Origin of the sequence: Neisseria sp. 19428wB4_WF04 (genome assembly GCF_015235335.1) — a bacterium.
Classification (GTDB): domain Bacteria; phylum Pseudomonadota; class Gammaproteobacteria; order Burkholderiales; family Neisseriaceae; genus Neisseria; species Neisseria musculi.
The window spans coordinates 58,878-69,770 of record NZ_JADGLG010000006.1 but is presented as its reverse complement, the minus strand read 5'-3'; the positions used below and the strand labels follow the sequence as shown (position 1 = coordinate 69,770).

The window sequence follows — 10,893 nt, the reverse complement described above, 5'->3', positions numbered from 1 at the left end:
GAAACCGACAAGTCTGTTCCTTGTCTGTCTCTACGCAGTGCAGGGCCTAAGGCACCCACACTTATCGGTAATCTGTGTTGTTAAAGAACAGCTCCGACACCGGAGCAGAAAGCGAACTATACACAACTCCAACTCCAACCGTCAACACAATATACAAAAAATCAATACAACAAAATTACAACAAAATGTTTTATATGGAAATTTTGTTGCCAACTTAAATGTTGTTTGTTGCCCCCCCTGCCCACGGTCTGTATTTTAAACCTATCTTGCCCGCCCGATGAGTGCGCTTGTTTGATATGATACAGAATTCGTTTTTCGTTTTAATGAAGGCTCGACCATGTCGGTTTACACTAGTGTTTCTGATGATGAAATGCATCGGTTTCTGATGGATTATGATTTGGGTGATTTTGTGTCTTTACAGGGCATTGCCCAAGGGATAACCAATAGTAACTACTTTCTCACCACTACTGCCGGATGTTTTGTGCTGACGGTGTTTGAGGCGTTAAAACAGAAAGAGCTGCCTTTTTTTCTAATGCTCAAGCAGCATTTGAGCGAAAACGGTGTTGCCTGCCCCACTCCGGTTGCCCGCAAAGATGGGCGTTTAGACTCGGTGCTGGCGGGCAAACCGGCCTGTTTGGTTACGCGTTTGAAAGGTTCCGACACCAGCTGGCCGTCTGAAAGCCAATGCTTCCATACCGGCGCCATGTTGGCCAAAATGCATTTGGCCGGCCGGAGTTTTCCTTTGAAAATGAACAATCCGCGTTATACGCAGTGGTGGCACGATGCCGGCATCAAATTGCAGCCCGTATTAAACAGCGGAGATGCCGGCCTGCTCCAGAGCGAAATGCTTTTTTTAGACAATAACAGCGGCGGCCATCTGCCTTCGGGGGTTATCCATGCCGATTTATTTAAAGACAATGTTTTGCTCGATGGCGATCAGGTGGCGGGTTTCATTGATTTTTATTATGCCTGCAACGGTAATTTCATGTATGACCTGGCCATCGCCGCCAATGATTGGGCGCGCACTGCCGACAACAAACTGGATGCGGGGCTGGAGGCTGCCCTGCGGGCAGGCTACGAAAGTGTACGGCCTGTAAGCGAAGCGGAAAACCGTTATTATCCGGTTGCCAAACGTGCAGGCTGCGTCCGTTTTTGGGTTTCCCGTTTATTGGACTTTCACTTTCCGCAAGAAGGCGAGATGACTTTTATCAAAGATCCGAATGTGTTTCGGGATTTGTTACTCAGCTTGCGATAATCAAACAAATGGTTTAAAGGCCGTCTGAAAACATTTTCAGACGGCCTTTAACATACATCAATACCCTCCCCCTCCCGGCGGGCCGAATGGTGGTTTGGCAAACCAAACCACAACTATCATTGCAACAAACAGCAGGCTGCCTGCCCAAAAAATTTCGTTCGACCCGATAATAAAACCCTGCCGGGTAATATTTTTGACGATAACGGTCAAGCCTTCTTCTGCCCCGATTCCTGCCTGCGCCATATTCTGCAGAGCCTGTTGGGCGGTCGGTGAATAAGGTGTGATTTCTTCGGCAAGACGGGCATGGTGCAGCGCTTCCCGGCGCTCCCACAGCGTAGTTGCCACCGACACGCCCACCCCACCCATAAACACCCGCAGAAAATTCGAGAGACTGCCGGCGGCTGCAATCTGCGCGCCCTGCATGCGCGACAAGGTAACGGCGGTAAGCGGCAGGAAAAACATCGCCACACCCAAGCCTTGCCAAAACTGCGGCCAAACCACATTGGCCATGTCCATCCCCGCATAGAAGTTGGTGCGCCAATAAAAGGTGAAGGCAAAAACTAGAAAACTGGCCGTTACCAGCCAGCGCATATCGATGCGGCCGCCGAATTTGCCGATAAGCGGCGTTAAGATAACCGGCAGTATGCCCACAGGCGCGGCCACCAAGCCCGCCCAAGTCGGGGTGTAGCCAAAATTCGACTGCAACACCAGCGGCAACAACACCAGCGAACCCATATACACCATAAAACCCAATGATGTGGCGATAACGCCCACAGTGAAATTGCGGTCTTTAAACAGCGACAAATCCACCACGGGATGTTCTTCGTCCAGCTCCCACACCACAAAATAGGTCAAACACACTACCGCCACCGCCGCCAACGCGATAATTTCGCCCGAAGCAAACCAATCAAGCTCTTTGCCCCGGTCGAGCATCATCTGCAAGGTGCCCACACCGAGCACCATCAACGCCAAACCGGTATAGTCTATCGGCGTTTTTTTGATTTCGGTTTCCCTGTGGCCGAGCTGTTTCCACGTTATCCACGCGGCGGCAATGCCGACAGGAATATTGATAAAGAAAATCCAGCCCCAATGCCAATTGTCGGAAATCCAGCCGCCCAGAATCGGCCCCAAAACCGGCGCCACCACTACCGTTACCGCCCACAGTGCCAATGCCTGCGTGCGCTTTTCAGGCGGATACGAAGCCATCAGCAAACTTTGCGACAACGGAATCAACGGCCCCGCCGCCAAGCCCTGCAACACCCTGAACAACACCAACAACTGCAGATTCGGCGCCATGCCGCACAACCACGAAGTCATCACAAAGCCGATAACCGCGCCTAGAAACACCCTCACTTCACCGAAGCGGCGCGACACAAACCCGGTTAACGGCACGGAAACGGCATTGGATACGGCAAATGCGGTAATCACCCATGTGCCTTGTGTGGCTGCCGCGCCCAAATCGCCGGCAATCACCGGCACCACCACATTGGCAATGGTGGTGTCCAACACTTCCATGAAAACGGCAAGGCTCAACGCCAGCGTTACCAGCACCAGGCCGGCGCCCTGTAAAGGCGGATAGGTTTTTGCTTGGTCCATAAAATCAGCTTCACCCCGCAACCTCGGGCAGCGGTTAGGTTGTTTCAGACTGCCTTGAAGATATTGAGGCCGTCTGAATCAAGGTTTCAGACGGCCTGCCCGTTATTTGGCGTATTTCTCGAAAATCTGTTCGATTAAGGCATCTGCCGCGGCCCAGTCCACAATATCGGTTTCGGCAGCTACCGCGCTGCGGCCGCCCGCTTCGGCCATGGTTTTACCGGCGGCATCGGAAGTATCCACCTTAACCGACATCGACAAGCCCACCCGCAAAGGATGCGCCCTCACCTGCTGAGGGCTCAGACTGATGCGCACCGGCACACGCTGCACCACTTTAATCCAGTTGCCGGTAGCGTTTTCCGGCGGCAACAGCGAAAACGCGCTGCCGGTGCCGGCCGACAAGCCCATCACCTTGCCGCGGTAAACCACGCGGCTGCCGTATAGATCGGCGGTCATTTCCACCGGCTGGCCGATACGCATTTTGCGCAGTTGCACTTCTTTGAAGTTTGCATCCACCCACAGATTGTGCATCGGCACCACCGCCATCATCTGCGCGCCCGGGGCGATACGCTGCCCCACCTGCACATTGCGCTTGGCCACCTGGCCGGCCATCGGTGCGCGGATTTGCGTGCGCTGCAGATTCAGCCAGGCATCTTTGATGCGGCTGACGGCCGTCTGAACGGCCGGCTGCTGGCGCAAAGGAATATTTTTACCCAACACCGCCTGCGCCGAAGCTTCTTCAGCCTCCACCGCCTTCAATGCGGCCTGCGCCTGCACCACGGCGGCACGGGCATGGCTCAATTCTTCGCCCGACACCGCATCGGTGCCCGCCAAGCTTTCGCGGCGGCGCAAATCGGCCTGCGCTTTGGCCAAATCGGCTTTGCGCGCCAACACCTGCGCTTTAGCCTGTGAAGAAACGGCGGTTTGCTGCCTGTTTTGGCGTATGGCCTGAATCAGCTCGTTTTGGGCGCGGTCGTAGGCAAGCTGGAAATCACTGTCGTCCAGCGACACCAACACATCGCCTTTTTTGACGGTGTCGGTATCGTCCACGAGCACTTTGCGCACCGTTCCCGCCACCTGCGGCGTGATCTGCACCAAATGGCCGGCAACATAGGCGTCATCGGTTTTTTCTTCATGCTGCCAAACCAAAAAATAAATCATGGCGGTTGCCAGTGCCACCACAATAAAAAACAGCGTAACCAACGTCAGATTACGCTTACGGCGCGACAATCTGCGCTTGCCCGGCGCACCGTTGGTGTGTTGCGGAGTGTTCATCTCTACCCGTATCCGGTTTTGCCCCGATGCCGGCAAATGTTGCACTTCGGGCGCAAAGGCCGTCTGAAACACCTGCATCGGAGCTTATATCCTATTGAAGTTATTTATTTTTCAGAAATCCAACCACTGGATGAAACGTCTGGAAAAACAGCTATATTTTATCGCTTCCGGCATTATTCAGGCAAGCTGTCGTGCTCAGATGCACCGTTTGCGTCCAAGCGCGCAAACGGCATACCCAAAGCCTCCCGCCACATCGAAACATAGGAATGGCCGAGGTTTTTCACCGCTGTTAAAAACAGCACGCCGCCCGCCTGCACCCATGCTTTCAGACGGCCGGCCTCCTGCTGCTGCGCGGCACCCTGCAACACTTCCCAATAACGGGGCGGCAGATATATCAAACCGTTGTTCGGGGTTTTCGTGATACCAGCGGCGCAGTTGTGCACTTGGTGCCAACGTTTTCAGCCAATGCACACCGGTCATTTTTCTTTGGGCACGCCACGCGGATAAAGCCGGTCAACCAACACCGCCGTTTTTCCACCTGCTGCAACGGCTTGGTACTCATCAACACGTTATACGGTTATCTTCAATTTTCAGACGGCCTGAACCCTTTGCAAAATTCATTCAGGCCGTCTGAAATATCCGACCATCGTCACTCCCATGCAGCAGACTTGCGAAGCTAATGACAGGATTGAAGCATTTCAGACGGCATTAAAGGTATTTTTACAGAGGTGTCGGCCTTTCATCGGGCAAGCCCGCTTAAACAACTATCTGCCAACCGCATCCGATGCCGGCAGCAAAGCGGATATATCCACATAGGCAGCGGCATCTTTCGCCCCCGCCTGCGGCAGAAACGGCATCACCCCGAGCAGCGGCGCGGAAATGCGCGCCCGCAAAGCAGCCAGATAGTCCGCAAAACGGTGGGGCTGCGCGCTCAAACAGTTTGCCACCCATCCGGCCAACGGCAAACCCGTATGCCGCACGGCCTGCGCGGTGAGCAGGGCATGGTTGATACAGCCGAGCTTCAAACCCACCACCAATATCACCGCCAACCGCTCTGCCGCTACCCAGCCGGCAAAGTCGGTTTGCGTGCACAAAGGCGTGAGCCAGCCGCCCGCGCCTTCCACCAACACAAAATCGCCGTGCTGTTTGATGGCGGCCAAGCCCCGGCTCAACGCCGCCGCTTCGATGGATACACCGGCATCGGCGGCGGCCAAATGTGGTGCGGTGGCTTCGGCGAAGGTGTAAATATTGTGCAGGGCATAGGGCAGGCGCACGGTCGAAGCGGCCTGCAATACGGCCACATCGGTATTGGTGCCGGAGCCGTCCGCTCCCGAAGCCACGGGCTTGAAGCCGATGCTGCGCCTGCCTGCTTGCGCGGCGGCTTGCAGCATGGCTGCGGTGCAGAATGTTTTGCCTGCTCCGGTGTCGGTGCCGGTAACGAAATAAACTTGCTGCTGCATGGTTTCAGACGGCCTTTGGCGGATTGCGGTCAATCATTATAGTGCATCCGCACATTTGCGGCGCAAAGCAAACCGCAGGCAGTGCAAACCACAAGGCAAAATAACACCGTCACTGAAATCAAGCACTTTCACCGCTATCTGGCGGCGGGACGGGGTTTGCCAACCCTGCACACTCTGCGCTTTCGAGTGCGGCCATATCGACCTATCGGCCATGTTTTCCGATTGGGAAATGCCTGCGCGCCCCAAACAAGCAGTCCTTCGGGCTTACTGTGGTGCATACCCGATATAGCGGGCATACGCGGGTTGTTTCAGCCGCAAACACGGCCGTCTGAAACCGGCCGGCCGGGCACTTGTGCTTGGAAGCAGTAGAAATGATGGAGGTAGTGGAACACAAAGTCCCAGGCGCGGAACCATATGGTAATGCCGATGCGCGGTGCGGAAACATTGCCGTATCCCCAATATGGCCAATCTGCTTAAGGTCTGCGCGCAGATTACGGGCAACCCGGTTGGCGGCGCAATGGTGTTTCGATACATAAAAAACGACCCGAAACACTGTTTGGGCCGTCTGAAAAACTGACTGTATTTGGTTGAAAACAATTTGTTTTAAGGCAGTTCGCCGCTCTTGCGCTTGGCTTTGAAGTCTTTGGTTTCTTTCACAATCACACCGGAAAGCAGCAGCAGGGCAATCAGGTTGGGAACGGCCATCAAACCGTTGAAAGTATCGGCTGCCAGCCACACCAAATCCAAGCTGACTACCGTGCCGAGCATCACGGTGGCCACATAAACCACGCGGTAAACATTGGCGAAACCATCACCAAACACATAAGCCGCACATTTTTCGCCATAGTAACACCAGCCCAAAATGGTTGAATAAGCAAAGAATATCAGGCCGATGGTTACTACCCAGCCGCCGGGGCCGGGCAACAGGCGGTCAAAGGTGGAAGTGGTGAGTGCCGCGCCGGTGATTTCCGGCTTCACAACTTCACCGCCGGCACCGAGCAAACCCATCACCAACACGATGCCGGTAATCGAACACACAACAATGGTGTCGAGGAAAGTGCCGGTCATCGACACCAGCGCCTGACGCACAGGGTGGTCGGTTTTGGCCGCTGCCGCCGCAATCGGTGCAGAACCCATACCGGCTTCGTTGGAAAACACGCCGCGCGCTACGCCGTAGCGGATAACGCTGCCGATTGCCCCGCCGGCAACTGCCTCTCCGGTAAAGGCATCGCTGAGAATCAGCTTCAGGGCAGGCAGCACCAAATCAAGATTGGCCAAAATAATCACCAGCCCGCCCGCCACATAAAACACGGCCATCAGCGGCACAATCAGCGAAGAAGCCTTGGCAATGCTGCGGATACCGCCCAGCACCACAATGGCCGTCAATACGGTTAATGCCACACCGGTGTAAACGGTATCGATCTCGAAACTGGCCTGCACGGCCTGCGCCACCGAATTAGACTGCACCGAACTGCCGATGCCGAACGATGCCACCGTGCCGAACAAGGCAAACGCATAAGCCAGCCATTTCCATTTGCTGCCCAAACCGCGTTCGATGTAATACATCGGGCCGCCCGACATTTCGCCTTTTTTATTGACCACGCGGTATTTTACCGCCAGCACACCTTCGCCATATTTGGTGGCCATACCGAAAATGGCGGTTATCCACATCCAAAATACCGCCCCGGGACCGCCCGCAACCACGGCGGTGGCCACGCCGGCGATATTGCCCGTGCCGATGGTGGCCGAAAGCGCGGTCATCAATGCACCGAAATGCGAAATATCGCCATCGTGGTCGCTGCCGTCTTCTTTTTTGTGGTGCGGCATAAACGCCTGTTTGAGCGCATAGCCCAGCATACTGAATTGCAGACCCTTGAGCAAAACGGTCAGCAACACGCCGGTGCCGACAAGCAGCACCAGCATCGCCGGCCCCCAAACCCAACCGCCCACGGTATCAAAAAAATGATGTAAGGCTTCCATATTCACTCCTGATTGCTGACATTTTGTTCTGATGCCCAGCATTTCAGCACAAGGCGTAAAGAATTGCAAGCAGGGGTAAACCGCTCTAGCGCCGCTATCAAACCGAGGCCGTCTGAAAACTATTCAGACGGCCTCAAATACACACAAACAAAGCCCCGCAGGCAAACGGTTAATGCACCGCCACATCAGCCCTCAAATCAAATTTGGGAATCGGCACGGAAAACCGCCCGCCGCAACCGTCTTCAAATTCATAGCTGCCCTCCATGCAGCCCCACGGGGTGTTGAGACGGGCGCCGCTGCTGTAATAATAATCTTCGCCGGGATACAGCACGGGCTGCTCGCCCACCACGCCGACACCCGACACTTTTTCTACTGCACCGTGCGCATCGGTAATCTGCCAATGGCGCTTGCGCAGGGTAACCACTTCACCGCTGTTGTTGCGGATGGTGATGCCGTAGCCGAACACATATTGATCTTTGGCGATATTGCTTTGCTCTGCCAAAAAACTGGGTTCCACGATAATTTCGATTTCGTCCATCATACAAATTCCGGATAGTGATGTTCAGACGGCCTGTATTTTGGGTTACATCACCCTTGCGGCAATGTGCAGCACGGCCAGCGTAAAACCGGCGGCCACCGCATCATCGAGCATAATGCCCAAACCGCCGTGCAGGCGCTTGTCCAGCCACTTTATCGGCCAGGGCTTCAATGCATCAAACAGGCGGAACACGGCAAATGCGGCCAGCCACCATGTCCAATGAAACGGCACGAATGCGAGCACCAGCAACATGGCAACCATTTCGTCCCACACAATGCCGCCGTAATCCATGATACCCAGTTCGCGTTCGGTATGGCTGCAAATCCATATTCCCCACCCAAAGAGGATAACGCACAACGCTGCCAGCCACCAACCCGTTATACCGGCCAAATACAAAACAAATGCTATCGGCAGTGCGGGCAACGTGCCGAACGTACCCGGCGCTACCGGAGCCAAACCGCTGCCGAAGCCGAAGCCGAGCAGGCACAACGGCCGCTGTTTCAGCCATAAAAAAGTGGGTTTGAAATTACTCAAAATGATTGAATCCTAAAGAAGCCAACGCAACCGGCATACCGTTGGCGTTTACAATATTCAAACGGCCGCAATCTTGCGTTATTCTGCCGATGCGCGTTACCGGTGTAGCACTCGCCCTGCCTGCTTCAACCACGGCACTGCGGCACGACCGTGGCGCGGTAAACACCAGCTCATAATCATCCCCGCCCGCCAACACGCAGCCGTATAGGGCCGTTTTATCCAAAACATCGTGTAACTGCGGCAAAGTAGGCACATTGTCGGCAAAAACCTCGGCTCCCACGCCCGAAGCCTGCAAAATATGGCCCAAATCCTGCGCCAGGCCGTCTGAAACATCTTGCGCAGCATGAGCCACCGGCAACAATGCCTGCCCCAAAGCCACTCTTGGCTCAGGCCGCAGCCGCGCCCGCTCGCAACAATCAAAAACCGCATCGGGCAAAGCAAACGTATGCCAATGATGGTGCAGTGCCGCAGCTGCCAAGCCCAACTGCCCCGATACCCACACATCGTCTCCCGCCTGCGCAGCATCCCGCCGCAACGCCCTGCCCTGCGGCAATTCGCCGACAATGGTAACATTAAATACCAAATCGCCTTTGGTGGTGTCTCCGCCGATAAGCGTGATGCCGAAACGCTGCGCCAGCACAAACAAGCTGCCGCAAAACTCTGCCAACCAATCTTCCTGCAGCTGCGGCAAACCCGCCCCCAACAAAGCCCAGCGCGGCGAGGCACCCATTGCCGCCATATCCGAAATATTCACCGCCAACACTTTATATGCCAAATCAGCAGGTGCAACATCCCCAAAAAAATGCCTGTCTTTCAACAGCATATCGCTACTGAAGCACAAGTCATACCCTGCTCGCGGGCGGATAACGGCTGCATCATCGCCAATACCGATCAATACATCTGCATCGGCTTGGGAACGGTGTAAATAGCGGCGGATAAAATCAAATTCTTTCATAAAATAATCGTCAGGCCGTCTGAAAAAACAGGAGCCCGGCCAATCACCCGGCGTAACAAGCAACTGCTCTGCAACCAAACATCCCCGTTCGAATCCCGATTCGGTAAATCATTATAAACCGTTTACCCCCAAACCATACTGTCTCCTTTAACACAAAACCCCGCCGAAGCGGGGTTTGCTCTTCAACTTTCAGTTGATTAAGGACGGGTATAGCCGTGATATTTGGAAGCGGGGCCGGGAATCCAACCTTCTTCAGAAGCAGGGCGCTCGCCCTCAACCTGACCCGGAGCAACCTGTTTGGTTACCAGCGTACGGATCTTAACATCTACACGGCGGTCAGGCTCGATACATGCAATCAGAGCAGTACGTTTTTTGGCTTTGGAAACTTTTTTACCTAAGTTGGCAACTTCGGCTTCGCAAGAAGCAGTCATGCGTGCTTGGGACTCGCCCAAACCAACGGCGGAAATCTTATTGGAAGCAACGCCTTGACCTACCAAGTAGTTGGCAACTACGTTAGCACGGCGCTCAGACAGGGCTTGGTTGTATTGCTCGGAACCCATAAAATCTGTGTGGCCCTCAACACGCACGGCTTCTACATTGGTGTTGCTCAAACGCTGGGCCAAAGCGTTCAGGGTTTCGGTAGCTTCGGGACGCAGATTGTCTTTATCGAAGCCGAACAGGGTGTTGGCAGACAGAGAAACGGTTTCATCGGCGTATTGGGGGGCGGTAGCTACCGGAGTAGCATCGCCACACTCGATGCGGCCTTGGGTTTCTTTATCGAAATAGGTATTTTTCCAGCACTCGCCATAGTTGTTGCGGACGATGGTTTGTTCGCGGTCAACGGTATAACCGTGTTTGGTATGCGCCTCACTGGCCATTGCGGTACCTGAAGCAACCAAGGCAACAAACAAGGTGCTTAATTTCAGCTGTTTGGTCATTTTATTCCCTCATCAAAGATTGTTATACAACGGGCGCAGAGCGTAGCCGCTGCAAATCACCAATATACAGGCCACTGTTGTAAACGGCGGCAAATCGGATATATCAGTTTGCACTATAAAGAAACGGAGGGCAAACTGTCAATACACAACTGCCCGTGCACAACGGCAAAGACCCGCTTCCCATTTCTAAATCATGCCGAAAAATCAAGCCCGTGTCATTCATTGGCAAGCAAAACAACATTTATATGCCAATCCCGTTGCACATAAACAACAATCAGCACCACTCTGCACTCATGACTGTTCAATATCAATAAAAGATTGTTTATTAAAAAACAAAAACTTTAAGCCCTCCAGTGGGGCAACCA

Annotated in this window: 10 protein-coding genes; 1 reads left to right on the top strand and 9 read right to left on the bottom strand. The window is 54.2% G+C overall.

The features are described 5' to 3' along the window. Nucleotides 1-337 precede the first annotated feature (337 nt). Nucleotides 338-1,255 (top strand): homoserine kinase, encoded by a 918-nt coding sequence (gene thrB, locus IR141_RS02800; RefSeq protein ID WP_135034161.1) that lies wholly within the window; start codon nucleotides 338-340, stop codon nucleotides 1,253-1,255. A gap of 57 nt (nucleotides 1,256-1,312) precedes the next feature. Here the strand turns inward: thrB and IR141_RS02795 are convergent, their stop codons facing one another. The 9 genes from IR141_RS02795 to IR141_RS02755 all read right to left on the bottom strand — a co-directional run bounded on the left by IR141_RS02795 (nucleotide 1,313) and on the right by IR141_RS02755 (nucleotide 10,528). Then, on the bottom strand, nucleotides 1,313-2,851 hold the full coding sequence (locus tag IR141_RS02795; protein WP_135034160.1) for a DHA2 family efflux MFS transporter permease subunit: 1,539 nt from the start codon (nucleotides 2,849-2,851) through the stop codon (nucleotides 1,313-1,315). A gap of 102 nt (nucleotides 2,852-2,953) precedes the next feature. Next, on the bottom strand, nucleotides 2,954-4,123 hold the full coding sequence (locus IR141_RS02790) for an efflux RND transporter periplasmic adaptor subunit (RefSeq protein WP_135034165.1): 1,170 nt from the start codon (nucleotides 4,121-4,123) through the stop codon (nucleotides 2,954-2,956). 173 nt (nucleotides 4,124-4,296) lie between these two features. Continuing rightward, nucleotides 4,297-4,521 carry a hypothetical protein gene (locus IR141_RS13345; RefSeq protein ID WP_187000476.1) on the bottom strand — a complete coding sequence of 75 codons (225 nt, stop codon included), beginning with the start codon at nucleotides 4,519-4,521 and terminating at the stop codon, nucleotides 4,297-4,299. Between the two features lie 366 nt (nucleotides 4,522-4,887). Beyond that, nucleotides 4,888-5,616, bottom strand: coding sequence for a dethiobiotin synthase (bioD, locus tag IR141_RS02780; RefSeq protein WP_228068139.1), 729 nt, complete (start codon nucleotides 5,614-5,616; stop codon nucleotides 4,888-4,890). A gap of 570 nt (nucleotides 5,617-6,186) precedes the next feature. Next, complete coding sequence (locus tag IR141_RS02775) at nucleotides 6,187-7,563, bottom strand: sodium:alanine symporter family protein (RefSeq protein ID WP_135034159.1); 1,377 nt, start codon at nucleotides 7,561-7,563, stop codon at nucleotides 6,187-6,189. A 169-nt stretch (nucleotides 7,564-7,732) separates the two neighbouring features. After that, a complete protein-coding gene (gene apaG, locus IR141_RS02770) occupies nucleotides 7,733-8,101 on the bottom strand; it encodes a Co2+/Mg2+ efflux protein ApaG (RefSeq protein ID WP_135034163.1) in 369 nt (122 codons plus the stop codon). Nucleotides 8,102-8,146: 45 nt separating this feature from the next. Then, a complete protein-coding gene (locus IR141_RS02765) occupies nucleotides 8,147-8,635 on the bottom strand; it encodes a phosphatidylglycerophosphatase A (protein WP_135034158.1) in 489 nt (162 codons plus the stop codon). Continuing rightward, nucleotides 8,628-9,590 carry a thiamine-phosphate kinase gene (gene thiL / locus IR141_RS02760; protein ID WP_135034157.1) on the bottom strand — a complete coding sequence of 321 codons (963 nt, stop codon included), beginning with the start codon at nucleotides 9,588-9,590 and terminating at the stop codon, nucleotides 8,628-8,630. The genes IR141_RS02765 and thiL overlap by 8 nt, the downstream gene beginning before the upstream one ends. Nucleotides 9,591-9,787: 197 nt before the next feature. After that, nucleotides 9,788-10,528, bottom strand: a complete 741-nt coding sequence (locus tag IR141_RS02755) for an OmpA family protein (protein WP_135034156.1) — start codon at nucleotides 10,526-10,528, stop codon at nucleotides 9,788-9,790. Nucleotides 10,529-10,893: the final 365 nt, after the last annotated feature.

Coding starts and splice junctions, on each gene's coding strand:
- thiL (WP_135034157.1), bottom strand. CDS start 9,590: ATGAAAGAATTTGATTTTATCCGCCGCTATTTACACCGTTCCCAAGCC.
- IR141_RS02790 (WP_135034165.1), bottom strand. CDS start 4,123: ATGAACACTCCGCAACACACCAACGGTGCGCCGGGCAAGCGCAGATTG.
- IR141_RS02755 (WP_135034156.1), bottom strand. CDS start 10,528: ATGACCAAACAGCTGAAATTAAGCACCTTGTTTGTTGCCTTGGTTGCT.
- apaG (WP_135034163.1), bottom strand. CDS start 8,101: ATGGACGAAATCGAAATTATCGTGGAACCCAGTTTTTTGGCAGAGCAA.
- IR141_RS02795 (WP_135034160.1), bottom strand. CDS start 2,851: ATGGACCAAGCAAAAACCTATCCGCCTTTACAGGGCGCCGGCCTGGTG.
- IR141_RS02775 (WP_135034159.1), bottom strand. CDS start 7,563: ATGGAAGCCTTACATCATTTTTTTGATACCGTGGGCGGTTGGGTTTGG.
- thrB (WP_135034161.1), top strand. CDS start 338: ATGTCGGTTTACACTAGTGTTTCTGATGATGAAATGCATCGGTTTCTG.